Source organism: Nitrospirillum bahiense (genome assembly GCF_007828025.1).
In the GTDB taxonomy this organism is placed as follows: Bacteria; Pseudomonadota; Alphaproteobacteria; order Azospirillales; family Azospirillaceae; genus Nitrospirillum; species Nitrospirillum amazonense.
Genome location: NZ_VITO01000033.1, coordinates 20,869 through 44,250 on the forward strand (window position 1 = coordinate 20,869; position 23,382 = coordinate 44,250).

Annotated in this window: 25 protein-coding genes; 16 read left to right on the forward strand and 9 right to left on the reverse strand. The window is 68.0% G+C overall.

Translation table 11 applies throughout. The annotated features are described in order from the left end of the window. Nucleotides 1–74: 74 nt before the first annotated feature. From FBZ88_RS28720 to FBZ88_RS28735, 4 genes are all read left to right on the forward strand, one after another. Nucleotides 75–1,427, forward strand: a complete 1,353-nt coding sequence (locus tag FBZ88_RS28720; protein ID WP_145620403.1) for a peptidylprolyl isomerase — start codon at nucleotides 75–77, stop codon at nucleotides 1,425–1,427. A 33-nt stretch (nucleotides 1,428–1,460) separates the two neighbouring features. Beyond that, a complete protein-coding gene (gene pdxA / locus FBZ88_RS28725) occupies nucleotides 1,461–2,483 on the forward strand; it encodes a 4-hydroxythreonine-4-phosphate dehydrogenase PdxA (RefSeq protein ID WP_145620405.1) in 1,023 nt (340 codons plus the stop codon). A 23-nt stretch (nucleotides 2,484–2,506) separates the two neighbouring features. After that, nucleotides 2,507–3,355, forward strand: a complete 849-nt coding sequence (gene rsmA / locus FBZ88_RS28730) for a 16S rRNA (adenine(1518)-N(6)/adenine(1519)-N(6))-dimethyltransferase RsmA (RefSeq protein ID WP_145620406.1) — start codon at nucleotides 2,507–2,509, stop codon at nucleotides 3,353–3,355. A 165-nt stretch (nucleotides 3,356–3,520) separates the two neighbouring features. Then, on the forward strand, nucleotides 3,521–3,808 hold the full coding sequence (locus FBZ88_RS28735) for a hypothetical protein (protein ID WP_088873375.1): 288 nt from the start codon (nucleotides 3,521–3,523) through the stop codon (nucleotides 3,806–3,808). A gap of 28 nt (nucleotides 3,809–3,836) precedes the next feature. On the opposite strand, the gene FBZ88_RS28740 is transcribed toward FBZ88_RS28735, so the two are convergent. Next, the gene (locus FBZ88_RS28740) at nucleotides 3,837–4,838 is read right to left on the reverse strand and encodes a GlxA family transcriptional regulator (protein ID WP_145620407.1); all 1,002 of its coding nucleotides are present in this window, start codon (nucleotides 4,836–4,838) and stop codon (nucleotides 3,837–3,839) included. Then, a complete protein-coding gene (locus tag FBZ88_RS28745) occupies nucleotides 4,835–5,395 on the reverse strand; it encodes an isochorismatase family protein (RefSeq protein WP_145620409.1) in 561 nt (186 codons plus the stop codon). Before FBZ88_RS28745 ends, FBZ88_RS28740 begins: the two co-directional genes overlap by 4 nt. Nucleotides 5,396–5,680: 285 nt before the next feature. Between FBZ88_RS28745 and FBZ88_RS28750 the strand changes: the two genes are divergently transcribed. Next, nucleotides 5,681–6,781, forward strand: a complete 1,101-nt coding sequence (locus FBZ88_RS28750; protein WP_145620455.1) for a sterol desaturase family protein — start codon at nucleotides 5,681–5,683, stop codon at nucleotides 6,779–6,781. Between the two features lie 70 nt (nucleotides 6,782–6,851). Here FBZ88_RS28750 and xth read toward each other — a convergent pair whose 3' ends face one another. Then, entirely contained in the window at nucleotides 6,852–7,625 is a 774-nt protein-coding gene (xth, locus tag FBZ88_RS28755) for an exodeoxyribonuclease III (RefSeq protein ID WP_145620410.1), read from the reverse strand. Nucleotides 7,626–7,824: 199 nt separating this feature from the next. Continuing rightward, nucleotides 7,825–8,196, reverse strand: a complete 372-nt coding sequence (erpA, locus tag FBZ88_RS28760; RefSeq protein ID WP_145620412.1) for an iron-sulfur cluster insertion protein ErpA — start codon at nucleotides 8,194–8,196, stop codon at nucleotides 7,825–7,827. A 165-nt stretch (nucleotides 8,197–8,361) separates the two neighbouring features. Between erpA and dgt the strand changes: the two genes are divergently transcribed. From dgt to scpB, 8 genes are all read left to right on the forward strand, one after another. Continuing rightward, nucleotides 8,362–9,729, forward strand: a complete 1,368-nt coding sequence (gene dgt, locus FBZ88_RS28765) for a dGTP triphosphohydrolase (protein WP_145620414.1) — start codon at nucleotides 8,362–8,364, stop codon at nucleotides 9,727–9,729. Nucleotides 9,730–9,808: 79 nt separating this feature from the next. Next, the gene (locus FBZ88_RS28770; protein ID WP_145620416.1) at nucleotides 9,809–10,357 is read left to right on the forward strand and encodes a DUF805 domain-containing protein; all 549 of its coding nucleotides are present in this window, start codon (nucleotides 9,809–9,811) and stop codon (nucleotides 10,355–10,357) included. Nucleotides 10,358–10,508: 151 nt separating this feature from the next. Then, nucleotides 10,509–12,263, forward strand: coding sequence for an arginine--tRNA ligase (gene argS, locus FBZ88_RS28775; RefSeq protein ID WP_145620417.1), 1,755 nt, complete (start codon nucleotides 10,509–10,511; stop codon nucleotides 12,261–12,263). A 4-nt stretch (nucleotides 12,264–12,267) separates the two neighbouring features. Next, nucleotides 12,268–13,182, forward strand: a complete 915-nt coding sequence (locus FBZ88_RS28780) for an SPOR domain-containing protein (RefSeq protein WP_145620419.1) — start codon at nucleotides 12,268–12,270, stop codon at nucleotides 13,180–13,182. A gap of 13 nt (nucleotides 13,183–13,195) precedes the next feature. Next, nucleotides 13,196–14,230 (forward strand): beta-N-acetylhexosaminidase, encoded by a 1,035-nt coding sequence (gene nagZ / locus FBZ88_RS28785; RefSeq protein ID WP_145620420.1) that lies wholly within the window; start codon nucleotides 13,196–13,198, stop codon nucleotides 14,228–14,230. A gap of 5 nt (nucleotides 14,231–14,235) precedes the next feature. Beyond that, nucleotides 14,236–14,928: a site-2 protease family protein gene (locus FBZ88_RS28790; protein ID WP_145620422.1), complete on the forward strand. Its 693-nt coding sequence runs from the start codon at nucleotides 14,236–14,238 to the stop codon at nucleotides 14,926–14,928. Next, nucleotides 14,928–15,779 (forward strand): segregation and condensation protein A, encoded by an 852-nt coding sequence (locus tag FBZ88_RS28795; protein ID WP_145620423.1) that lies wholly within the window; start codon nucleotides 14,928–14,930, stop codon nucleotides 15,777–15,779. The genes FBZ88_RS28790 and FBZ88_RS28795 overlap by 1 nt, the downstream gene beginning before the upstream one ends. Beyond that, nucleotides 15,776–16,429 (forward strand): SMC-Scp complex subunit ScpB, encoded by a 654-nt coding sequence (gene scpB, locus FBZ88_RS28800; protein WP_246138904.1) that lies wholly within the window; start codon nucleotides 15,776–15,778, stop codon nucleotides 16,427–16,429. Before FBZ88_RS28795 ends, scpB begins: the two co-directional genes overlap by 4 nt. Here scpB and FBZ88_RS28805 read toward each other — a convergent pair. Beyond that, a complete protein-coding gene (locus tag FBZ88_RS28805; RefSeq protein WP_186464650.1) occupies nucleotides 16,426–16,917 on the reverse strand; it encodes a MarR family winged helix-turn-helix transcriptional regulator in 492 nt (163 codons plus the stop codon). The two genes, scpB and FBZ88_RS28805, sit on opposite strands and share 4 nt — an antisense overlap. A gap of 65 nt (nucleotides 16,918–16,982) precedes the next feature. On the opposite strand from FBZ88_RS28805, the gene FBZ88_RS28810 reads away from it, so the two are divergent. Then, nucleotides 16,983–17,273: a DUF1330 domain-containing protein gene (locus FBZ88_RS28810; protein ID WP_145609954.1), complete on the forward strand. Its 291-nt coding sequence runs from the start codon at nucleotides 16,983–16,985 to the stop codon at nucleotides 17,271–17,273. 23 nt (nucleotides 17,274–17,296) lie between these two features. On the opposite strand, the gene FBZ88_RS28815 is transcribed toward FBZ88_RS28810, so the two are convergent. Beyond that, the gene (locus tag FBZ88_RS28815) at nucleotides 17,297–17,761 is read right to left on the reverse strand and encodes a HEAT repeat domain-containing protein (protein ID WP_145620426.1); all 465 of its coding nucleotides are present in this window, start codon (nucleotides 17,759–17,761) and stop codon (nucleotides 17,297–17,299) included. Between the two features lie 153 nt (nucleotides 17,762–17,914). On the opposite strand from FBZ88_RS28815, the gene FBZ88_RS28820 reads away from it, so the two are divergent. Then, entirely contained in the window at nucleotides 17,915–18,586 is a 672-nt protein-coding gene (locus tag FBZ88_RS28820; protein WP_186464651.1) for an SCO family protein, read from the forward strand. A gap of 46 nt (nucleotides 18,587–18,632) precedes the next feature. Here the strand turns inward: FBZ88_RS28820 and FBZ88_RS28825 are convergent, their stop codons facing one another. From FBZ88_RS28825 to FBZ88_RS28835, 3 genes are read right to left on the reverse strand one after another with little or no spacing between them, the layout of a single operon-like run. Next, complete coding sequence (locus FBZ88_RS28825; protein ID WP_246138906.1) at nucleotides 18,633–19,499, reverse strand: serine hydrolase domain-containing protein; 867 nt, start codon at nucleotides 19,497–19,499, stop codon at nucleotides 18,633–18,635. A gap of 29 nt (nucleotides 19,500–19,528) precedes the next feature. After that, nucleotides 19,529–20,644, reverse strand: coding sequence for a branched-chain amino acid ABC transporter substrate-binding protein (locus FBZ88_RS28830; RefSeq protein ID WP_145620429.1), 1,116 nt, complete (start codon nucleotides 20,642–20,644; stop codon nucleotides 19,529–19,531). Between the two features lie 39 nt (nucleotides 20,645–20,683). After that, nucleotides 20,684–21,793, reverse strand: coding sequence for a branched-chain amino acid ABC transporter substrate-binding protein (locus FBZ88_RS28835; protein WP_145620431.1), 1,110 nt, complete (start codon nucleotides 21,791–21,793; stop codon nucleotides 20,684–20,686). 195 nt (nucleotides 21,794–21,988) lie between these two features. Between FBZ88_RS28835 and gor the strand changes: the two genes are divergently transcribed. After that, complete coding sequence (gene gor / locus FBZ88_RS28840; RefSeq protein WP_145620432.1) at nucleotides 21,989–23,353, forward strand: glutathione-disulfide reductase; 1,365 nt, start codon at nucleotides 21,989–21,991, stop codon at nucleotides 23,351–23,353. The last annotated feature ends 29 nt before the right edge of the window (nucleotides 23,354–23,382 follow it).

Sequence of the window (23,382 nt, forward strand, 5' to 3'; positions counted from 1 at the left end):
TGGCTCTATAAGTTCCGTTCTTCGTTTCTCCCCGGTTCCCGTTTTCCCGGTCCCCGCTTTTCCGGTAAGGTCAGATGATCCAACTTTCCCGCCGTTCCGCCGCTGCCGTGCTCGCCTTCGGCCTGACCCTGGGCACGAGCCTGGCCACGCCCGCGCTGGCGCAGCTGGCCGGTCCCCGGACGGCCGCCGCCACCAACGGCATGGCCCTGGGCCCGCGCGTCGCGGCCCAGCAGGGCCAGCAGGAAGAGCGCATCGTCGCCGTGGTGAATGACGAGGCTATCTCCCAGACCGACCTGGCCGGCCGCATGCGCCTGGCCATCGTCAACACCGGCCTGCCCGACACGCCGGACGTGGAACAGAAGCTGAAGCCTCAGGTGCTGCGCCTGCTGATCGACGAGAAGCTGGAGCTGCAGGAAGCCAAGAAGCAGAACCTGGTGGTGACGGACGAGGAGGTGGACCGTGAGTTCGCCCGCTTGGCCAAGCAGAACAAGGCCCCCTCGCCGGAAAGCTTCGCCGCCAACCTGGAACGCGAAGGCGTGCCCGTCGCTGCCCTGAAGGACCAGATGCGCGCCAACATCGCCTGGAACAAGGTGGTGCAGCGCCGCATCCGTCCCACCATCCAGGTCAGCGACGAGGAAATCGACAGCCGTACCTCGCGCATCATCGCCAACGCGGGCAAGCCCGAGTACCTGCTGACGGAAATCTTCATCTCCGTCGACAATCCCAAGCTGGACCAGGACGCCCACCAGCTGGCCGACAAGCTGGTCGGTGAGATCACCCACGGCGCCAACTTCGCCGCCGTGGCCCAGCAGTTCTCGCAGAGCGCCACGGCCGCGGCCGGCGGCGACATGGGCTGGGTGCAGCAGGGGCAGCTTGAGCCGGCGCTGGACCGCGCCTTGCAGCGCCTGCCCACGGGCCAGGTCTCGGTGCCGCTGCGTGGCGCCGGTGGCTACTACATCTTCCTGGTCCGGGACGAACGCACGGTGACCGGTGGCGATCCCGCCGACATCCAGGTGTCGGTGGGCCAGGTGGTGGTGCCGGTGCCGCCGGGCGCCGACGTCCAGACCCTGGGCCAGACCGTGAAGAAGATCGGCGACACGTCGCATAGCTGTGAGGCCCTGGCCGCCGCCGCCAAGGCCAACCTGCCGGGCTCCACCACCCGCGCGCAGCCCATGACACGCCTGGGCGACATCCCGGGCGAGTTGGCCAAGCTGATCGGCCGCCTGGGCGTGGGCCAGGCCACCGACCCGCTGGAAACCCAGGCCGGCCTGATGCTGCTGATGGTCTGCGATCGCAAGGTGCCGGAGGGCAGCGCCCCGCCGCGTGACCAGGTGGCCAACATGATCGGTGGCGAGCGTATGGACATGCTGCAGCGGCGCAACCTGCGCGACCTGCGGCGCGCCGCCACCATCGACATCCGTAGCTGAGGGGCGGGGGGCGATAGCCCCCCGATCCGTTTCATGACCGCGCCGCTTTCTTCGTCCCTCTTGCCCCTGGCCCTGACCATGGGCGAACCGGCCGGCATCGGCGGCGAGATCGCCTTGATGGCCTGGCGGCTGCGGCGTGACCGGGGCCTGCCGCCCTTTTTCCTGATCGACAGTCCGGACCGCCTGGCGGCCCTGGCCCACGCCACCGGCCTCGATGCCGCGGTGCGGGAGATCGCCGATCCGGCGGAAACCGTCACTGTCTTCGATGAGGCCCTGCCGGTGTTGCGCCAGGATCTGGCTGCCCCCGTGCTCCCGGGCCAGCCGGATCCGGCCAACGGCGCCGCCGTCATCGCCAGCATAGACCGGGCCGTGGCCCTGGTGCGGGCGGGCCAGGCGGCGGCCGTGGTGACCAACCCCATCCAGAAAAGCAGCCTCTACGCCGCCGGCTTCCGCCACCCGGGCCACACCGAATATCTGGCCCACCTGGCGGGGATGAGTGAGGAGCCTGTCATGCTGCTGGAGGGGGGCGGCCTGCGGGTGGCCCTGGCCACCATCCATGTGGCGCTGAAGGATGTGGCCGGTCAGCTGACGCGCGAGGTGCTGCTGCACACCGCGCGGGTTACCCACCAGGCGCTGCGCCGCGACTTCGGCCTCAGTCAGCCGCGCCTGGCCGTGGCCGCCCTGAACCCGCATGCCGGTGAGGGCGGTGCCATGGGGCGGGAGGAGATCGAGATCATCGCCCCCGCCGTGGCGACCTTGCGGGAAGAGGGGATGAACGTCGCCGGCCCGCTGCCGGCCGATACCCTGTTCCATGCCGGCGCGCGCGCGACCTATGACGCCGTCATCTGCCAGTATCATGACCAGGGGCTGATCCCGCTGAAGACCCTGGACTTCGACACGGGCGTCAACATCACCCTGGGCCTGCCCTTCATCCGCACCTCCCCCGACCACGGCACCGCCCTGTCCCTGGCCGGCACGGCCCAGGCCAGCCCGTCCAGCCTGGTCGCGGCCCTGCTGTCGGCCGACCGCCTGGCGCGGCAGCGCGCCGCCGCCTGACTTTCTCTTATCAAGACCGTCCCATGACCAGCCTCGCCCACCTGCCGCCGTTGCGCGACGTCATCGCCCGTTTCGACCTGGGCGCCCGCAAGGCGCTGGGCCAGCATTTCCTGCTGGATTTGAACCTGACGGCGCGGGTGGCCGCGGCGGCCGGCGACCTGGCCGGCGTCACCGTCATCGAGGTGGGGCCCGGCCCCGGCGGCTTGACCCGCGCCCTGGTGGAGAGCGACGCCAAGGCCGTGGTGGCGGTGGAGCGGGACAGCCGTTTCGTCGCGGCCCTGGCCGATGTGGTGGCCGCCGCCGCCGGCCGTCTGACCATCGTGGAGGGCGACGCGCTGGAGGTTGACATGACCGCCATCGCCCCGGCGCCGCGCGCCATCGTCGCCAACCTGCCCTACAATGTGGGCACGCCCATGCTGGTGGGCTGGCTGCGCCAGATCCAGGAATTCCGCAGCCTGACGCTGATGTTCCAGAAGGAAGTGGTGGACCGCATCGTCGCCAAGCCACGCACCAAGGATTACGGCCGCCTGGCGGTCATGAGCCAGTGGCTGGCCGACGCGCGGCTGGTGTTCGACATCCCGCCGCAGGCCTTTTCCCCACCGCCCAAGGTCATGTCGGCGGTGGTGCACATCACCCCGCGCATCCTGCCGGCCGACGCCCCGTCGTTCAAGGATATGGAGCGGGTGGTGGCGGCCGCCTTCAATCAGCGGCGCAAGATGCTGCGTGCCGGGCTGAAGGGCCTGGTGGCCCAGCCCGAACCCCTGCTGGAAGCCGCCGGCATCCTCCCCACGTCCCGGGCGGAGGAGGTGGACGTGGCAGGCTTCGTGCGCCTGGCCCACGCCTGGCGGGCGCACCAGGACACGCAGTTTTAATAAACTTTCCACGGTTAGGTTGTTTTCCGGTTCTGCCTGTTATGCGGCGCACGCAGGCGGTCCATGCCTGAGTAATGACGCGTTTATGACGCCCGTCACTCCCGCTCGCGTCTCGCTTCGCTAGCTTTGCGATACGGAACGACGCTGAAATTTGGGGATGACGTCATGACCAAGCAGATCAATCACTGGGTGCGCCGCCTGCTACCCGCCCGCCTGTTGCCCACCCTGGGCGTGCTGCTGCCCATCGCCGCCTGCAGTGGCGCCCCGGACCATGACTACGTCCAGGTGGCCGACGAGAACCCCGCCTTTTCCAGCTGCTCCCAGTCGGCCTTCGACCTCTATCCGGGGGTTGAGCAGGGCGCCCTGCGCGCCGATCACCTGAACGCCTGCCTGGCCACCCGCCAGGCCTACGCCAACGATCAAGTGGCCGTGGCCCGTATTCACAGCTTCTGAGATCGGTGTCCGTCGTTCCGGTGTTGAATTAGGCGTTCCCCAATCCCCGCGCCGCCTTGGGCGACGTGGGGTGATACACCCGCCAGACGCGCCGCATCTGGCGGGTGGACGCGAAGCCCGCCCGCTCCGCCACGCTTTCCATGTCCAGCCGCGTATGGCTCAGCAACTGGGCCGCCAGCGCCACCCGCAGCCGGTTCACATAGTCCGGCAGGGTCATGCCCGTATGCTCGTTGAACAGCCGCGACAGATGGCGGGGGCTGGCGCCCGCCACGTCGGCCAGGGACTCTTGCGTCCAGGGTTGGGCCGGGTCGGCGGCGATGGCGTCCTGTACGCGGTGAACCGCCGGATGCACGTGGTTGCGTCCCTCCAGCCAGGCTGACAGCTGCGGATCACCGCCCGCGCGCCGCAGATAGACCACCAGGGCACGCGCCGCGGCCACGGCCACCGCTGGCCCCACCATCTCCGCCACCAGGTGCAGCATCAGGTCGATGCCGGCGGTGACACCGGCGCTGGTCGCCACCGGGCCATCCTCGACATACAGCCGGTTCTCCAGGACCCGCGCCCGGGGCGCCAGGCGCGCCAGGGTTTCACAATCGCTGTAGTGGGTGGTGCAGGGCCGGCCGTCCAGCAGGCCGGCGCGGCCCGCCAGCAAGGCGCCGGCACAGATGCTGACCAGCCGGTGGCCTGGCCCGACGCTGCGCCGCAGCCAGTCGACGATAGCTTGGTTGCCGTCTTCCGCCTCCGCCGCGTCCGGTCCGCTATCCCCCAGCATCTGCTCCACCGAACCCACGACCATGACCATGGCCTCGTCTGGCAATGCCTGGGGCAGGGGCTCGATGCCCGTTACAGTCAGTCCGATGGACGTGACCAGCGACGCTGCCGGACCAATGTAGCGGACGGCAAAACGCAGCCCGTCCTGTTCCACATTGGCCCGGCGCAACACCTCCACCGGCCCCGCCACGTCCAGCAGCAGCGTCCGGGGCGGCAGCACCACATAGACAGGCAGGACGCGGGGGCCGGCCTTCGTCATGCGTCGAACGCCGTGGCGACGGTGGCGATGCGGGCGAAGCGGCCGTCCAGCACCAACTCGGTGGCGGCCTTGATCTCCGCTGTAGGCCAAATGCGCCCGTGTGCATCGGTCATGGGGAAGGTCAGCGTCGCCTCCGTCACGTAGGTGACGTCGAAGCCCAGGTCGGAGGCATGGCGGGTCGTCGTTTCACAGCACTGCTCCGTCCGCACGCCGGAGATGACGACGCGGCGGATGCCATGGCTAATCAGCCAGACATCCAGCCCGCTGCCCACCAGCGCGCTGTGCCGCGCCTTGTGGAAGGTGGCGTCCGGCGTGATGTCTAATCCCGTCAGCGTGCGGATGGTGCCGGACTCATGGGTGAACGGTGCCTCGCCATCCACATGAAAGATCTGGATGACCGGAATGCCGCGCGCTCTGGCTTCATTCACCAGCACCTGCTGCGCCGGGCGGTAGGCCTCATACTCCGCATCCACCCAATACGGGCGGTGACGGAAGGACTCCTGAGCGTCGATAACGATCAGGGCGGTGGTCTGGGGGGCGGCGGTCGCGGTGCTCATGGGGCTATCTCCTGCCATCGATAAGGGGGTGATGGCATGGATGCTAGCCCGCAGCATAGCACGGGATAATGAGGCTGGCGGACAAAGATGGGACAATTCACGCCATTCCTATTTAACGGTGATATCCGCCGTTTACACCATGACGGTTGCGGCCGGGCTGTGTTCTTGATTGATTTGTGATGCATGGTTCAACGGCCTAAGGAGGGGAGCATGGCCCCAGCAGATAGCCAGGGCATCGAAACAACCGTCCCTGCCGCGCCATCGTCCGGGCTCTGGCACCGGCTGATGTCCAGCCAAGCCGCGGGCACGATTTCGCTAGCCATCGGCCTGCTCAGCATTGGCGCGGTGCTGTGCCTACGGTATCCCGCCTGGCTGACCACGCCGGAACTGCGACCGCATTACGACATGGACCTGTTGCGCCTGATTCTGGCGCTGTCTATGGGCGTGGGGGTGTTCCTGGGGCTGGGGGCGTGTGTCCTGAACCGGCGCCGGCGCGCGGGCGTCATCGGCATCAGCGGCGTGGTGTTGGCCCTACTGCTGGGCGGGCCCTATGTGCCGTATGAGGATTTCGACCAGGCCCGAACCTGGGTGGGGCTGGACTGGCTGGTGTTGGACCTGTTCTTCACCGGCAGCGCCTTCATCCTGTTGGAACGCCTGCTGCCCCGCGTGGCCCCAGGCCAGCCCGTGCTGCGCGAGGGTTGGCGGCTGGATCTCAGCTACTTCACCGTGAACCATTTGCTGATTGGCGCCTTTCTGCTGACCTCCAACCATTTCGCCCATGATGTCTTCGGTTGGGCTGTCAATGGCTGGCTGCAGGCGCAGGTCGCGGCGCTGCCCGGATTTGTGCGCTTCCTGCTGGTCATCCTGGCGGCCGATGCCGTGGAGTATGCCAGCCACCGCGCCTATCACGAGATCCCCTGGCTGTGGCGCCTTCATGCCGTCCACCACTCGCCCCAGCATATGGATTGGCTGTCCGGCTCCCGCCTGCATGTGCTGGAGGTGCTGATCACCCGGTCGCTGATCCTGGTGCCCATCTTCCTGCTGGGCTTTCCGCAGGACACGGTGTTTGCCTATCTGATCTTCGTGTCCATCCAGGCGGTGCTGATCCATTCCAACATCGCCATGGATCTGGGCTGGCTGCGCTACGTCATCGTGACGCCGCAGTTCCACCATTGGCACCATGCCTCGGACGTGGAGGCGCTGGACCGCAACTACTGCGCCCACACCCCTTTCTGGGACTTGGTGTTCCGCACCTATCATCAGCCCAAGGACCGCTGGCCGGAGAAGTACGGCACGGTGAAGCCCATCCCTGGCGGCTTCGTCCAGCAATTCCTCTATCCCTTCAGCGGCCCCGTGGAACTGCTGACCGGCAAGCGGGAAGGGTAATGCCAAGGATACTCATGCCTTTGCAGGCCGCGACTGCGGCCGCCCGGCGTTTGAGGGCGTCCTTAAAGACTCAAGCCGCCAGTTCCAGCACCACCGGCGTATGGTCAGACGCCTTTTCCTTGCCGCGCGGGCCCTTGTCGATGGCGCAGCCCACCAGGCGGTCGGCGGCCTGGGGGGACAGCAGGAAATGGTCGATGCGCAGGCCGTTGTCGCGCGGCCAGGCGCCGGCCTGGTAGTCCCAGAAGGTGAAGGCGCGATCGGCGTCGGGATGCACCGCGCGGAAGGCCTCGACCAAGCCCAGGTGGGTGATCTCGCGGAACTTGGCGCGGGTCTCGGGCCGGAACAGGGCATCGGTGATCCAGGCGGCGGGGTCGTAGACGTCGCGCGCCTCGGGGATGACGTTGTAGTCGCCGCCCAGCACGAAAGGGATTTCCTGGGCCAGCAGGCTGGCGGCATGGGCCTTCAGCCGGTCCATCCAGCGCAGTTTGTAGGGATATTTCTCCGTGCCCACCGGGCTGCCGTTGGGCAGGTACAGGCTGGCGATGCGGATTCCGCCGACCGTGGCCTCGACATAACGGGCCTGCTCATCCTCCGGCTCGCCCGGCAAGCGGGTGATGATGTCCGTCGGCTCTTCCCGCGACAGCAGCGCCACGCCGTTGTAGGCCTTCTGCCCCACCACGGCGCAGTGGTAGCCCAGATCCTGGAAGGCCTGCAGGGGGAAGGCGGCCGTCTCGCACTTGATTTCCTGGAACAGCACGACGTCCGGCTTGGCGCTGTCCAGCCACTCGGTAACGTTCCCCAAGCGGGCTTTGACCGAGTTCACGTTCCAGGTGGCGATGCGCATGGGAAGGCTCTCATCAGGCGGCGGTTCGCGCGCACCTTAGAGTGAAGCCAAGCCCAAGGCGAGAAGTCTCAGTAATCAGCCGGCACGCCAATGCCGCTATAGGACGCGACCGCGTCCGCCGGAGATTTTTGGGGAGCCGAAGGCGGACCGGAAATCGAGGACAAGCCAAGCCGGCGGACGCCGGCGCCTGAGGGAAACCTTACAGAGAAAAACTCTGCCCGCAGCCGCAGGAGGAGCTGGCGTTGGGGTTATTGACCTTGAAGTAGGATCCGGCCAATTCCTCGACGAAGTCCACCTCGGCGCCAGCCAGCAGGTCCAGCGAGGTATCGTCCACCACCAGCCGGGCGCCGTCGCGCTCGAACACGTGGTCGTCCTCGTTGGTGGTGGCGTCGAAGCTGAAGCCGTACTGGAAGCCGGAGCAGCCGCCGCCGGACACGGACAGGCGCATCATGATGTCAGGCCCGCCCTCCATTTCCGCCAGCTTGCGCACGCGCTTGGCGGCGCTGGCGCTCAGGCTCATGGCACGCGGGGGAGGGGGGGCGGTATCGGCGGCGATGTCGGTGATGGTCATCGACGGATGTCTTTCCAGTTGCGGAACGCCAGGCTCAGCCCCACGTAGCGCTTGAAAAGGCGACTGGACAGGGGCGGCGTTCCTCTGTAACGCCCATAGTATGTAGGCGCTCCAAACGGTTCCGTCAAAGGACCAGGAACCATTCGGCGCCCGCACGGATCTGGCATGAGGTATGCGGCGATGATGAACTGGAACAGTCTGCTGTCGCGCAAGCGGCTGGCCAAGACGACGGCCGATCCGGAATTGCCGCACCGCAGCGCCTATGAGATCGACATCGACCGCATCACCTTCACCACCAGCTTCCGCCGCCTGGCGGACAAGCAGCAGGTGCACGGCATCGGCGGGTCGGACTACGTCCGTTCCCGCCTGACGCACTCCATGGAGGCGGCGCGGGTGGGACGCTCGCTGGGCATGTGGGTGGGGCCCGCCATCCTGCGCAGCGTCGACTATGAGGTGAAGGCGACGCCGGCGGACATCGGCCATGTGGTGGCCGCCGCCTCGCTGGCCCATGACGTCGGCACCCCCTGCTTCGCCCACACGGGCGAGGATGTGATCTCCGACTGGTTCGCCGACAGCGCCATCGGCCAGCGCATACGCGCGGGCCTGAGCGATGTCGAGCAGGCGGAGCTGTGCAAGTTCGAGGCGAACGCCCAGGGCTTCCGCGTGCTGACCCGGCTGCAGGGATGGCGCGGCGTGGGCGGCCTGCAGCTGACGGCGGCGACGTTGGGCGCCGGGGCCAAATACCCCTGGGGGGTGGAGGTGCCGAACGGTCCCCTCAAGCGCCCGCACAAGCGCAAGTACGGCTTCTTCGGATGCGAGCAGGATGTGTTCGCCGAGGTGGCGACGGAGGTGGGCCTGGTGGAAAAGGGGCCGGGCGCCTGGTGCCGCCACCCGCTGGCTTACCTGGTAGAGGCGGCGGACGACGCCTGCTACCACGTGGTGGACATCGAGGACGCGGCCAAGATGCGCATGCTGAGCTTCGAGCATGCCGAGGACCTGTTGCTAGCCTTTATCCGCGACGACAAGCCTGACACGGCCACGGGCAAGGACTGGGAGGCGGACTACAAGACGCTGGAGGATGAGGACCGCAAGCTGATCTTCTTGCGCGCCCAGGCCATCGACCGGCTGGTGCGCGATGCGGCGGAAATTTTCCTGGAGCGCTTGCCGCAATTGATGGCCGGGGAGTTCTGCCACCCCCTGCTGACCCTGTCGGCCCGTGCGCCCGCCTTGCGCAGGATCGAGCAGGTGAGCCACGAGCGCATCTACCGCGGCCAGCAGCGCTGCGAGACCGACATCATCGCCGCCCGCACCATCACCACCCTGCTGGACGCCTATGGCGAGGCGCTGCTGGACCGGGAGAAGCTGGGCCCCGGGGCCAAGCTGCCCCGCCGCTGGGCCTCCCTGCTGGAAACCATGCCGGAGTCGCGCCAGCTGCCCTATGAGCGCGCGGGCTGGGTGCGCGGCCTGCTGGACTACGTCGCCGGCATGACCGACCGCTTCGCCATCCGCCAGGCGCAGCTGATCGCGGGGTGAGGCACCGGCGTCTTGAGGTTGCAAAATTCCTGACACCCCACAAGATTGAGGCTGTTGCGCATGTGGGGTGGGGAACGGGATGCGGGGAACGGTTGTCGCGTTTGACGAGGTCGCCGGTGCGGGTGAGGCCGTGGACGTGGAGGGTTTGTCCCATTTCTTCACCGCCGCGCAGTGGCGGGGCACCGGTCTACCGGTCGCGGGCATGGCCGTCGAGATCCTGGGCGGCGGAGCGGATCTGAGCGTCATATCCTTTCAGCCGCGCCCCGCCTTCAGTTGGCTCTGGTTCCTGTTCTCGATCCAAGGGAGGGTCAGTCGGCGGGAGTACTGGCTGAAATACACCCTTCCGCTGTTGAGCATGATTCTGCTGGTCGTGATCGCCAGCAGCCTGACGGCCGATTCCACCGGCCACAACGCCGTGGCCGGCTGGACGCTGGTTCTGATGTTCATCATTTCGCTCTGGACGGGCATCGCCGTGCAGGTGAAGCGGCTGCATGACCGGGGCTTCAGCGGCTGGTTCATCCTGTTGGGCGTCATCCCCATCCTGGGGGAATACTGGGTAGCCGCCCAAGTGGGCTTCCTGCCAGGCAAGCGCGGCGCCAACCGCTTCGGGGCCGATCCCATGGCCTGAGTGCTGGAAGCAGCGGGCTGCGGCAGCTTTGGACACCAGCCTTCCCAACTCCGCCCGTGACCTGCACCGCAGGAACCTTGTAAGGTGCGCCGCCGCCGGTCACCATGGGCCGGCGAATGCGACTCTTTTGGATTGTGCCGGTTCTATCGCCATGAACGTTTACAAGGAATTCGAAGCCCTGGTCCGCCGCGCGCTGGAGGCCCTGGCGGCTGACGGCGGCATTCCCGCCGGGCTGGACCTCTCCCGCGTGACGGTGGAGCCGCCGCGCGAGGCGGCGCATGGCGACATCTCCACCAACGCCGCCATGGTGCTGGCCAAGCCTGCCGGCAAGCCGCCGCGCGCCATCGCCGAGGCCTTGGCCCCGCACCTGCGGGCCCTGCCGGACGTGACCGAGGTCTCCATCGCCGGTCCCGGCTTCGTCAACCTTCGCGTGGCGCCCAGCTATTGGCGCGCCCGCCTGGCCGACGTCCTGACCGCCGGCGTGGGCTTCGGCGCCAGCACCATCGGCAACGGCACCCGTGTGAACGTGGAATACGTCTCCGCCAACCCCACCGGCCCGCTGCACGCGGCGCACGCCCGTGGCGCGGTGGTGGGTGACGCGCTGGCCGCCCTGCTGGAAAAGGCCGGCTACGACGTCACGCGCGAGTACTACATCAACGACGCCGGCGCCCAGGTGGATGTCCTGGCCCGCTCCACCCACCTGCGCTACCGTGAGGCGCTGGGCGAGACGGGTATCGAGATCCCGGCCGGCATGTACCCGGGCGAGTACCTGAAGGACGTGGGCCAGGCCCTGGCCGCACGGGACGGTGCCAAGTGGCGCGACCTGCCGGAGGAGGAGTGGCTGGCCCCGGTGCGCGCCTTCGCCATCGACCAGATGATGGCCGGCATCAAGGAGGATTTGGCCTCCCTGAACATCCACCATGACCTGTTCAGCAGCGAGCGCGCGCTGGTGGACAACGGGGCGGTGGACCAGGCGTTCAAGGCCCTGGAGGATGCCGGCCTGATCTATGTCGGTGTGCTGGAGCCGCCCAAGGGCAAGAAGCCCGATGACTGGGAGCCGCGGCCCCAGACCCTGTTCAAGGCCACCCAGTTCGGCGACGACGTCGACCGCCCGCTGAAGAAGTCCGACGGGTCCTGGACCTATTTCGCCAACGACATCGCCTATCACTACGACAAATACCGGCGCGGCTGCCCCGTGCTGATCGACGTGTGGGGTGCCGACCATGGCGGCTATGTGAAGCGCATGGCGGCGGCGACCAAGGCCATCTCCGACGGCAAGGCCGCGCTGGATGTGAAGCTGTGCCAACTGGTGCACCTGCTGCAGAACGGCGAGCCGGTGAAGATGTCCAAGCGCGCCGGCACCTTCGTTACCCTGCGTGACGTCATGGACGCCGTGGGCCGCGACGTCGTGCGCTTTATCATGCTGACGCGCCGCAACGACCAGACGCTGGAGTTCGACTACGCCAAGGTGACGGAGCAGTCCAAGGACAACCCCGTCTTCTACGTGCAATACGCCCACGCCCGCTGCCGCTCCGTCCTGCGCCAGGCCGCCAGTCTGCACGCCGACTGGGATCTGTCGCGTGAAGCGCTGTCGGCCGTGTCTTTCGACGGCCTGGCGTCCACGGCCGAGGTCGATCTCATCCGCCTGATGCTGAACTGGCCACGCACGGTGGAGTCGGCGGCGGAGGCGCATGAGCCGCACCGCGTCGCCTACTACCTGCAGGATCTGGCCGCCGCCTTCCACGGGTTCTGGAACCAGGGCAAGGACGACGCCACCCTGCGCTTCATCATCGAGGGGGACGACGCCCTGACCCGGGCCCGCCTGGCTCTGGTGACGGCGGTATCCCTGGTCATCGCGTCCGGCCTCGCCATCATGGGCGTGGTGCCGGCCGAGGAGTTGCGCTGATCCCATGAGCGACATGCACGACCATCACGGCGACCCCGACTACGACTACGATCCCGGCTATGACTGGCAGGGGCGGCGCCAGCCGGCGCCCCGCCGGCGCGGGCTGCTGAGCCTGGGCGTGGTGGTGGTCGCCGTCGGCAGCTTCGGCGGGCTGATCTACTTCGTCTACACCCAGGGCCAGCGGGCGGGGACGGAGGCGGTGGCCCCCATCATCCACGCCGATCCCGGGCCGACGAAGGTGAAGCCGGAAACGCCGGGCGGGATGGACGTGCCCAACCAGGATAGGCTGATCTACGATCGCCTGCGCGCCGACACCAAGACGGATCCGGGCGTTGAGCGCCTGCTGCCGCCGCCGGAAGCGCCCATGGAACGGCCTACGGCCCCGCCGCCGGCCGCAGTCCAGCAGTCAGCGCCACAGCAGGCGCCCCAGGCCGCTGCCCAAGCTCCTGCCCAGGCGCCGGCGCAAGCCCCGGCCGCCCAGCCGGCGGCCCCGACCGTCCTGCCGCCCACCGTGCTGCCCCCGACGGCGGCCGGCACCACCGCCGCGAAGCCGGTGACGCCGGCCCCGCAGCCGGCCGCGCCTAAGCCTGTCGCCGCCGCCCCGGTCACGCCGGCACCCAAGCCGGTGGAAAAACCCGTGGCACCGGCCGCCGCCGCACCCGCCACCACTGGCGGCGGGTCGGTGAAACTACAGTTCGCCTCCATTCCGTCGGAACCGCAGGCGGAAGCCGAGATGCAGCGCATCCAGCGCAAGCATGCCAGCGTCCTGGGCGGGCTCAGCCTGCGCCTGGTCAAGGCCGATCTGGGCGCCAAGGGCATCTATTACCGCGTCCAGGCGGGCCCCATCGACGAGGCCCAGGCCAAGCGCATCTGCGAGGCGGTGAAGGCGGCCAAGGACGGCTGCATCCCCGTACATTAAGGCGTTGCCTGCGATGACCACCCCCAACGTTCCAGCGGCCGTCATCTTCGGCTGCACCGGTCCCGTCCTGACCGAGGCGGAGCGGGCGCTGTTCGCGGCGGCCAATCCCCTGGGCTTCATCCTGTTCAAGCGCAATTGCGATACGCCGGAACAGGTGATGGCCCTGACGGCGGCCCTGCGTGACAGCGTGGGCCGGCCTGATGCGCCCATCATGATCGACCAGGAGGGCGGGCGCGTGGCCCGCCTGCGCCCGCCGCACTGGCCGTCCCTGCCGCCGGCCGGCCGCATCGGCGCCATCGCCGACGATGACCTGGCCAAGGAGGCGGCCTGGCTGCACGGCCGCCTGCTGGCCGCCACCCTGGCGCCGCTAGGCATCGATATGGACTGCGCCCCGGTGGCCGATGTGCCGCAGGCGGGCGCCCATGACGTCATCGGCGACCGCGCCTTCAGTCGCGACCCGGCCCGGGTGGCCCTGCTGGCGGGCGCGCAGGCGGACGGCCTGCTGGCCGGCGGCGTGCTGCCCATCGTGAAGCATCTGCCCGGCCACGGCCGCGCCACGGCCGACAGCCATAAGGAGCTGCCGACGGTGACGGCGGACCTGGCGACGCTGGAGGCGGTGGACTTCGCCCCCTTCAAGGCCATGGCCGACCTGCCCGCGGGCATGGTGGCCCACATCCTGTTCACCGCGGTGGATGCCCAGCATCCCTCCAGCACCTCGGCACTGGTCATCACCAAGATCGTGCGCGGGCTGATCGGCTTCGACGGCCTGCTGTTCAGCGACGACCTGGACATGCAGGCCCTGTCGGGCACGGTGGCGGAGCGTGCGGCCGCCGTGGTGGCCGATGGCTGCTGCGACGTGGCCCTGCACTGCAACGGCACGGTGGAGGAAATGGCCGCCGTGGCCGCCGTGGTGCCCCGCCTGTCGCAACAGGCGCAGGAACGCTGGGCCCGGGCCCAGGCCCGCCGACCGGCATCGACCGCCGCCGACGCGGCCACCGTCGCCGCCTGGCGCGCGCGCCTTACCGACCTTGCCGGCAACTGGGACTGACCCCTTTGGACACCTCGATTCAGGAATTGATCGTCCGCCTTTCCGTGATGGCCATCCCCATGGTGCTGGCCATCACCCTGCATGAGGCAGCCCACGCCTGGGTGGCGTGGAAGCTGGGCGACGACACCGCCTATTCCCAAGGGCGGGTCAGCTTCAACCCGGGCAAGCACATCGACCCCATCGGCACGATCCTGATGCCGGCGACGCTGTTCCTGTTCACCGGCTTCGTCTTCGGCTGGGCCAAGCCTGCGCCCATCACCCAGAGCCGGCTGCGCCGCCCGCGCCGCGACATGGCGCTGGTGGCGCTGTCCGGGCCCGGCATGAACTTCCTGCTGGCCATCGTCTTCGCCCTGCTGCTGCACACCCTCTTCCTGCTGCCGGCCTCGGTGGCGGACTGGGTGGGGCAGAACTTCGTGGCGGGCATCCAGATCAACCTGATGCTGGGCGTGCTGAACATGCTGCCCTTCCCGTCGCTGGACGGTGGCAAGGTCATCGAGCAGATTCTGCCCTATCGCCAGGCGCAGTGGTTTGCGGCGCAGGAGGTGCGGGGCAACATGATCCTGCTGACGATCTTTTTCCTGCTGCCCTATCTTTTCAGTAAGATGGGCCTGTCGGCCTACGACCCTTATATGTGGCTGGTGCGGTGGCCGACCAGCGGCTTGTGGAACGTGATCGCCACGGTGACGGGACTGAGCTGATGGCCGATGCGCGGGGCCCGGATGAGGATTGGAGCGCCGCCCCCGCCCTTGAACCGGTGGGGGAGGGGGAGCCCGCGCTGCTGGTCGACCTCGGGGAATTCGAAGGCCCCATCGACCTGCTGCTGACCCTGGCGCGCGACCAGAAGGTCGACCTCACCCGCATCTCCATCCTGGCCCTGGCCGAACAGTACCTGGCCTTCGTGGAGGAGGCGCGGCGCCTGCGGCTGGAGGTGGCGGCCGATTATCTGGTGACCGCCGCCTGGCTGGCCTATCTCAAATCCCGCCTGCTGCTGCCCACGCCCGAGACGGAGGAGCCGACGGGTGAGGAGCTGGCGCAGGCCCTGGCCTTCCAGCTGCAGCGTCTGGAGGCCATGCAGAACGCGGCCGCCCGCCTGATGGCCCGGCCGCGCCTGGGCCGCGACATCTTTCCCCGGGGCGCACCCGAAGATCTGCCGGTGTTCGAACGCCGGGTCACCGAAGTGACGCTCTACGACCTGCTGCGGGCCTATGGCGACATCAAGCGCCGGCAGCAGAAGACCGGTCCGCTGCACCTGCCGCCGGTGGACCTGTTCACCATCGAGGACGCCATCCGCCGGGTGGAGGCCATGCTGGGCCGCCTGCCGGACTGGACCCGCCTGGACCGTTTCCTGCCGCCGGACTGGCGCGGCGGCGGCACCAGCCGGGAGGACAAGCTGAAGGCCCGGTCCGCCCTGGCGGCGACCTTCGTCGCCACCTTGGAGCTGGCCAAGGCCGGCCAGCTGGAGGTGCGGCAGGATGGAACCTTCGGCCCCCTGTACGTTCGCCGCACCGATACGCCCGCCGCACCGCCGATCCCGGATAAAGAGCCATGACCGCCGAAACCGTCACAGAGGCGCCCGCCGAGTTGGAAGAGGGCTTCGACCGCCGCGCCGAACAGGTGCGCCTGGTTGAGGCGGTGCTGTTCGCCTCGGCCGAGCCGGTGGAGGAGGCCGCCCTGGCCGCCCGGCTGGGCGAGGGCGCCGACCTGCGCGGCATCCTGGACGAATTGCAGGTCCATTACAGCCATCGCGGTGTGCATCTGGTGGCGGCGGCCGGCCGCTGGGCCTTCCGTACGGCGCCGGATCTGGCGCCCCTGCTGCAGCGGGAGACGGAGGTGACCTCCCGCCTGTCCCGCGCCGCGGTGGAAACGCTGTCCATCATAGCCTACCACCAGCCGGTGACGCGGGCCGAGATCGAAAGTATCCGTGGCGTGGCCACCAGCAAGGGCACGCTGGACATCCTGATGGAAGCGGGCTGGATCAAGCCCGGCCGCCGACGCGAGACGCCGGGCCGGCCGCTCACTTGGCTGACAACGCCGGCCTTCCTGGATCATTTCGGTTTGGAATCGTTGCGCGACCTGCCGGGCGTGGACGATCTGCGCGCCGCGGGCCTGCTGGACGCCCGCCCCGCCATCACCACCCTGTTCTCGCGGGGCGACGACGCGGCGCTGCCCCGGGCGGTGGAGGACAGCGCGGAGGATTAGGACACGGGCTGTTCAGCGCCCTCGGGAGCGTCGGGCGATAAGGGCTCCGCGGCAACGGCCAGTTCCACCATCGCCCGCCTCACCAATTGAAGGTGGTCATTGCCCAGGCGCCGCGACAGCTGCTCTTGGGCCTGCCGCCATACCGGAATGGCCTCCGCCAGCAGATGATGTCCCAGGGCCGTCAGGCTGAGGCGCTTTCCCGCACGGCCGCGCCCGCCATCGGCGCAGACCCAGCCCCGCTTTTCCAGGTTCTGGATATTCCGGCTGAGGGTTGTCGTATCGACCCCCGCGCTGAGCGCGAGTTCAACCAATGGGACGCCCTCGGCGGCGCCGATTCCCAGCATCAGGCTGAATTGCTCGGCCGTCAGCCCCAGGGGCCTGAAGCAGGCGTTGTGATAGCGCGTGATCGCCCGCGCCGTCGCCCGCGCCTGGAAGCCCGGACATTCCGCCGCGATGGTCCGGAAGGTGTCCCGGTCGATGTCGCTCATCCCCAATGACCCCTGTACAATCGCGCATCGCCATATAATGTATATGCATCATTAGGAGACACGCCATGCCCGCCTACGTGCATATCAATTTACGGATCATCGATCCCGCCAAGCAGGCGGCTCTCGCCCCCCGCTTCCAGACCGCCTTGCAGGAGGCTGGCGGACGGATCCTGTACTTCGGTCGTGTCGCGCAGGTGCTGGAAGGCGATAACATGCCGCTGCCGATGGCGGGCGTGCTGGAGTTTCCGACGCTGGCCCAGGCGCTGGCGTTCTACGAGTCCGAGGCTTACGCCCCCATCAAGGCGGAACGCCGGGAGGCCCAGCAGGCGACGATGTTCGTCGTCGAGACCGCCTGAGCCCCTGCTCGGCGCGCCCCTCCTTACTTCGCGCTCGCCTCGCAGGCCGCCACGGCTTCCGCCACCATCTGGTCCACCTCCTTGTCGCCGGTGGCCTTCAGCCAGCCGCGCAGGGGCTTGATCAGGTCTGGATGGGCGCACAGCGCCGCCGCCTCGAACACGGTGGGGTAGACGCCCTCGGCGCTCAGCGCCTCCAGCACGTGGGGGCGGGCAAGGTCGCCATCGCGCTGGGCCAAGGCCACCAGCGCCTCGGCACGCACGCTGTCGTCCTCATCGTCCAGCGCCTGGACCAGGGCGTCGCGGACGGCCTTGGTGTCCACCTCCGACTGGCCCAGGAGGAAAACCGCCCAGTCGCGGTTGGCGGCATCGGGGTCCTTGAAGAAGGACAGCAGGCGCTTGACCGTGGCCGTGTCGTCCGCCTCGATCTCCACATCCTCGTCGATCAGATCCCGCAGGAAGTCCGACGGCGGCATGTAATCCTTGGCCATTCGCGTGTCCTTTCTCAACGTGCGCCGTTGGGGATAGTCGGGTGGATCGACCTTGTAAAGGGCGCAACGGTGGCGCGGGAAAGGCGGAGAACCTTGACCTGGCGCCCGGCCGGGTTCCAAATGGCGCGGCCCCTGGGTTGCCTTGAGCCTGCCATGTCCCGCCCGACCGAACCGTCCCGCCGCTTCGCCGTCCTGCGTTGGGCGGGCCCCGTCCTGGTGCTGGGGGCCGTCGCCATCGGTGCCTGGGGCGTCATCGGCCGGCCGCTGACGACGCCCAAGCCGGACGGTGTGACCAGTCTGGCCGCCATCGGCGGCCCCTTCGCCCTGACCGACCAGGACGGCAGGGCGGTCACGGACAGGACCTATGCCGGCAAAATCCTGATGGTCATGTTCGGCTACACCAACTGCCCCGACGTCTGCCCCACGGGCCTGGCGTCCATGAGCGTCATCCTGGATGGCCTGGGGCCGGATGCCGACCGGGTCCAGGGCCTGTTCATCACCGTCGATCCGGCGCGTGACACCACGGCGGTGCTGAAGGACTACATGGCCAATTTCAACCCGCACATCGCGGCCTTGACCGGCACAGCCGAGCAGATCGCCCAAGCCGCCGCCAGCTACAAGGTGGAATACCGCAAGGTCTCGACCGACGGCACGCCCTTGGCCCCCGACGCCCACCCGGCGGACTACGGCATGGACCACAACGCGGCCATTTTCCTGATGGACCCCAACGGCCACCTTAGAAGCACCATCAACCCCTTCGAACCGCCCACCACGGCGGAGGGCAAGGTGCGGCACGCGCTGGGGTTGCCGGTGGCGGCTGACTGAGCCCCACCCGTCCCGGTTCAGTCGGCCAAACCGGCCGGGGAACCTTTTATCCCTGTGTCAGGCGCCGGAAGACCATATCGACCACCAAGTCGGGATTCTGGGTCGATGCATGCCAGATGGCGCACGCCCTTTGACCGTAGGCGTAGGCCGCGACAGTGCTGCCGGGACCGGCCCCCCGGTGTCCTATGGGGTGGTCCAGCGGCGTACCCGCGGTCAACATGAGGCCGAGCCCGTACGCCGGGTCCTTGAAAATCTCATTCCGGTGTTCCGGAAGGGCGCGATGGTCAAGCATCGACGCAAATGTTGCGGGTCGCAGCAGGCCGCCCGCCGCTAAACCCTTCAGCAGTCTGGCCGCATCCGCGACGGTTCCAGTGACGAGGCCATGATAGACCCAACCCGGATGATAATCCGCCCTGGCGGGCCCCATCTCAACGTCGTGCAGATCCGCCGGTTGGGTGGCCAACCGCGCCGTCGTCAATCCCGCCGGCGTGAACACCAGACGATCGAGGGCGTCGGCCAGAGATAGGCCGGTAGCCTCCTCAATCAATTGCCGTACCTTAAGATAGCCGATGTTCGAATATGCCCAGCCGTTTCCAGGTTGGTAGCGTGGTCGCTTCACATCGAGGGCCTGGAGTAGGCGCCCGACCGGCCATGGCGATTTGCCGGCCTGGACATCCTCATGATAACGGGCCAGACCACCATAGTCGGGAAGCCCGGCCTCGTGCCGCAGGAGGTGCGCCAATGTGTACGGCTCTCCGGCGACTTTTCCATTCAAGGAAAGCGAGCCATCCTCAACCAGGCGCAATGCCGCAATCGCCAGGACGGTTTTGGTGACGCTCCACCACGGCACGGGATCCAGTGTGCCGCTTACCGTGACGGTTCCATCCGCATCGACAAGGGCAACAGACTCCATGTTGTCCACCCTGGCTTTCTGCGCTGGATTTACGGCTTGGCCAGCGGGGCGTAGGCGCCGTTGTGCCAGGCGTAGATGACGTAGTCGTTCTGCTTGCGGTCGCCCTTGGCGTCGTAGGAGACGGGACCGACGGCGGTCATGAACTCCTGGCCGCTGTGCAGGACGGCCGCCACCTTCTTGGGATCGGCGCTGCCCGCCTTGGCGGCGGCCTGGGCCCAGACCTGGACGGCGGCGTAGGAGTAGAGCGAGAAGATGTTGGGCTCCCCACCGTTCTTGCGGAAACTGTCCAGCGCCTCCTTGGCGGCCGGGCTTTGCCGCACATCGGCGTTGTAGGCCATCATGACCCCTTCGCCCATGGCACCGGCGGTGGTCCAGAATTCATCGCTGGCCAGGGTGTCGCCGGCCAGGAAAGCCGCCTTCAGGCCGGCGGTGCGCGACTGGCGCACCAGCAACCCGGCCTCGGGATACAGGCCACCGTAGAACACAGCGTCCACGTCCGCCGACTTCAGGCGGGTGACCATGCTGCTGAAGTCTTTCTCGCCGGCCGTCAGGGTGCCGTTCAGGGCCACGGCCACACCCTTGGCCTTCAGCGTGGCGCGCACGGCGTCGGCCAGGCCCTTTCCGTAGGTGGTCTGGTCATCGACGATGGCGATCTTGCCGCCCTTGTAATGCTCGGCGAGATAGGCGCCGATGACTTGGCCTTGCTGGTCGTCGCGGCCGCAGGTGCGGAACAGGGTGTCCCACCCCTGGGCCGTCAGCTCCGGACTGGTGGAGCTGGGGGTGATGACGATGACGCCCTCATCGGCATAGACCTGGGCGGCCGGCATGGTGGTGCCGGTGGTCATGTGGCCCATGACCATGGCGACGCGGTCCGTCACCAGGCGGTTGGCGGCGGCGACCGACTGCGTCGGCTCCCCCCCGTCATCCACCGCATCCACCACCAGCTTCTGGCCCAGCACGCCGCCCTTGGCGTTGATGTCGGCCACGGCCTGGTCCGCGCCCCGGCGCAGCTGGGTACCCACGGCGGCCAGGCGGCCGCTCAAGGGGACGCCGACACCGATCTTGATATCCGCCAGGGCGGGAAGGCTGATCGACAGCAGGGGCAGGGCGAAGACGGCGGCACGCACGAAGGAAGGGACACGCATCGAACTGTGATTCCTGAACCGAGGGAAAGCTAATTCACACTACTTGACCTCGGTATAGGATCCATCGCGCCACTGGTAAACTGTGTAATCAGCAGTGGTGCGATCTCCTTTTGCATCGAAGGCCAGGGGGCCGATCACAGTCTGGAAGGTGGATTTGTGCAGGACGGCCGCCACCTTGGTGGGATCGGTGGTCTTCGCCTCCGTCGCGGCCTGTGCCCAGGCCTGCACGGCGGCGTAGGAATAAAGGGTGTAGGCCTCGGGCTCGTATCCGCCATCGCGGAACTTCTTCACCACGTCGGCGGCTTGGGGCCGCAGCCGGTAATCAGGGCCGAAGGTGTTCAGCACGCCGTTGCCGCTGGGCCCGGTGATGCCCCAGAACTCGTTGGAGATGATGCCGTCGCCGCCCACGAACTGGGCCTTCAGGCCCTTGTCGGCCATCTGGCGCACCAGCAGGCCCCCCTCGGTGTGGACGCCGCCGAAGAACACCACGTCGATCTGGGCGTCTTTCATGCGGGTGATGATGGCGGACATGTCGCGGTCGCCCACGGTCACCGCCTCATACAGCACTTCCTTCTTGCCCAGCTTGTTCAAGGCGTCGCGCGTGGCATCGGCCAGGCCCTTGCCGTAGGTCGTCTGGTCCTGGACGATGGCGATGCGGGCCTTGGGGAAAACGCGCGCGATGTAGGCGGCCGCCACCTGGCCCTGCTGGTCGTCACGCCCGCAGGTGCGGAAGGTGGTGGCGTAGCCCATCTCCGTCAGGCGCGGGTTGGTGGAGTTGGGGGAGATCTGGATGACGCCTTCCTCGGCATAGACCTTGGCGGCGGCGATGGAGACGGCGGAGTTGTAATGGCCGAACACGGCGACCACGCCCTCGGTCACCAGCTTGTTGGCCACGGACACCCCCTGGCTGGGATTGCTGGCGTCGTCGCCTTTGGACAGCACCAGCTTCTCGCCCAGCACGCCGCCCTTGGCGTTGATGTCGGCGATTGCCTGTTCCGTGCCGCGGCGCATCTGCTCACCCACCACGGCGTTAGGACCGGTCAGCGGGCCGGCCAGCCCCAGCTTGATCTCGGCGTGGGCGGCGCCCGCCCCCAGGCCAGCCGCCACCATGATCGCGATCGCCGCGACGCGGACCTTCATGCGCACCATGCCACCATTCCCCCATTCCCGATGCCGGCGGCCCCCATGCCAACGATGGACCCGCCCGGTTCGGAACCGAGGGTAGCACGCGTCCGGCGCCACAATTCCAGCGCATCGCCATCCCTTGCGCGGAATGGGAAAAGATACGACATCTGGGCACACCCGTTCGTCCTATCCCCCCTTTCCAGCACAGGGAATTCGGCCATGGCCGCCTATGACTACGACCTTTTCACCATCGGCGCCGGCTCCGGCGGGGTGCGCGCCAGCCGAATCGCGGCCGGTTACGGCGCCCGCGTGGCGGTGGCGGAGGAACGGTACCTGGGCGGCACCTGCGTGAATGTCGGCTGCGTGCCCAAGAAGTTCCTGGTCTACGCCGCCCAGTACTCCGCCGGTTTTCAGGATGCCGCCGGCTATGGCTGGGACGTCGAAGTGCGGGACCATGACTGGCAACGCCTGATCGCCAACAAGGATGCGGAGATCACCCGCCTGAATGGCATCTACCGCCGCCTGCTGGAGAATTCCGGCGCCACCATATTCGAGGCGCGCGCCACCATCGTGGATGAGCACACGGTGGACGTGGGCGGCAAGCGCGTCACGGCGGAGCGCATCCTGATCGCCACCGGCGGCTGGCCGGAGCTGCCGGAGAAGCCCGGTGTGCGCGACTATGCCATCACCTCCAACGAGGTGTTCCACCTGGACAAGCGCCCCGAGCACATCGCCATCGTCGGCGCGGGCTATATCGCCACGGAATTCGCTGGCGTGTTCAACGGTCTGGGGTCCCGCACCACGCAAATCTATCGGGGCGACAAGCTGCTGCGCGGCTTTGACGAGGATGTGCGGGATTTCCTCGGCGCGGAGATGGTCAAGGCCGGCGTCGATCTGCGCCCCGGCACCACCATCGAGCGCCTGGAGAAGGCAGGCCGCTGCCTGGTCGCCACCTTGTCGGATGGCACCACCCTGGAACTGGACGCCGTGCTTTACGCCACCGGACGCCGTCCCAATGTGCGCGGCCTGGGCTTGGAGCGCGTGGGCGTGGAACTGAACGAGCGCGGTGCCATCAAGGTGGACGACCAGTATCGCACCACCGTGCCCAACATCTATGCCCTGGGCGACGTGACCGACCGCGTGAACCTGACGCCAGTCGCCACGGCGGAGGGTCATGTGCTGGCCGACACCCTGTACGGCAACAAGCCGCGCAGCGTGAACTACCACAACATCCCGACCGCCGTTTTCTCCATCCCCCCTGTCGCCACTTGCGGCATGACGGAGGAACAGGCCCGCGCCGTCTATCCGGCGGTGGACATCTACCGCACCAACTTCAAGCCCATGAAGCACACCATCTCCGGCCGGGACCAGCGCATGCTGATGAAGCTGGTGGTGGAACGCGCCAGCGACCGGGTGGTGGGCTGCCACCTGGTGGGCGACGATACGCCGGAGATGATCCAGGGCGTGGCCGTGGCCATGAACGCCGGCGCCACCAAGGCCGTGTTCGACAGCACCATCGGCCTGCACCCGACGGCGGCGGAGGAGTATGTGACCCTGCGGACCAAGGTGCCGGACCCGGTTTGAGGGACGGCGCAGCGTCGTGACCCGGCCTG

Coding starts and splice junctions, on each gene's coding strand:
- FBZ88_RS28720 (WP_145620403.1), top strand. CDS start 75: ATGATCCAACTTTCCCGCCGTTCCGCCGCTGCCGTGCTCGCCTTCGGC.
- pdxA (WP_145620405.1), top strand. CDS start 1,461: ATGACCGCGCCGCTTTCTTCGTCCCTCTTGCCCCTGGCCCTGACCATG.
- rsmA (WP_145620406.1), top strand. CDS start 2,507: ATGACCAGCCTCGCCCACCTGCCGCCGTTGCGCGACGTCATCGCCCGT.
- FBZ88_RS28735 (WP_088873375.1), top strand. CDS start 3,521: ATGACCAAGCAGATCAATCACTGGGTGCGCCGCCTGCTACCCGCCCGC.
- FBZ88_RS28740 (WP_145620407.1), bottom strand. CDS start 4,838: ATGACGAAGGCCGGCCCCCGCGTCCTGCCTGTCTATGTGGTGCTGCCG.
- FBZ88_RS28745 (WP_145620409.1), bottom strand. CDS start 5,395: ATGAGCACCGCGACCGCCGCCCCCCAGACCACCGCCCTGATCGTTATC.
- FBZ88_RS28750 (WP_145620455.1), top strand. CDS start 5,681: ATGTCCAGCCAAGCCGCGGGCACGATTTCGCTAGCCATCGGCCTGCTC.
- xth (WP_145620410.1), bottom strand. CDS start 7,625: ATGCGCATCGCCACCTGGAACGTGAACTCGGTCAAAGCCCGCTTGGGG.
- erpA (WP_145620412.1), bottom strand. CDS start 8,196: ATGACCATCACCGACATCGCCGCCGATACCGCCCCCCCTCCCCCGCGT.
- dgt (WP_145620414.1), top strand. CDS start 8,362: ATGAGGTATGCGGCGATGATGAACTGGAACAGTCTGCTGTCGCGCAAG.
- FBZ88_RS28770 (WP_145620416.1), top strand. CDS start 9,809: ATGCGGGGAACGGTTGTCGCGTTTGACGAGGTCGCCGGTGCGGGTGAG.
- argS (WP_145620417.1), top strand. CDS start 10,509: ATGAACGTTTACAAGGAATTCGAAGCCCTGGTCCGCCGCGCGCTGGAG.
- FBZ88_RS28780 (WP_145620419.1), top strand. CDS start 12,268: ATGAGCGACATGCACGACCATCACGGCGACCCCGACTACGACTACGAT.
- nagZ (WP_145620420.1), top strand. CDS start 13,196: ATGACCACCCCCAACGTTCCAGCGGCCGTCATCTTCGGCTGCACCGGT.
- FBZ88_RS28795 (WP_145620423.1), top strand. CDS start 14,928: ATGGCCGATGCGCGGGGCCCGGATGAGGATTGGAGCGCCGCCCCCGCC.
- scpB (WP_246138904.1), top strand. CDS start 15,776: ATGACCGCCGAAACCGTCACAGAGGCGCCCGCCGAGTTGGAAGAGGGC.
- FBZ88_RS28805 (WP_186464650.1), bottom strand. CDS start 16,917: ATGAGCGACATCGACCGGGACACCTTCCGGACCATCGCGGCGGAATGT.
- FBZ88_RS28810 (WP_145609954.1), top strand. CDS start 16,983: ATGCCCGCCTACGTGCATATCAATTTACGGATCATCGATCCCGCCAAG.
- FBZ88_RS28815 (WP_145620426.1), bottom strand. CDS start 17,761: ATGGCCAAGGATTACATGCCGCCGTCGGACTTCCTGCGGGATCTGATC.
- FBZ88_RS28820 (WP_186464651.1), top strand. CDS start 17,915: ATGTCCCGCCCGACCGAACCGTCCCGCCGCTTCGCCGTCCTGCGTTGG.
- FBZ88_RS28825 (WP_246138906.1), bottom strand. CDS start 19,499: ATGGAGTCTGTTGCCCTTGTCGATGCGGATGGAACCGTCACGGTAAGC.
- FBZ88_RS28830 (WP_145620429.1), bottom strand. CDS start 20,644: ATGCGTGTCCCTTCCTTCGTGCGTGCCGCCGTCTTCGCCCTGCCCCTG.
- FBZ88_RS28835 (WP_145620431.1), bottom strand. CDS start 21,793: ATGGTGCGCATGAAGGTCCGCGTCGCGGCGATCGCGATCATGGTGGCG.
- gor (WP_145620432.1), top strand. CDS start 21,989: ATGGCCGCCTATGACTACGACCTTTTCACCATCGGCGCCGGCTCCGGC.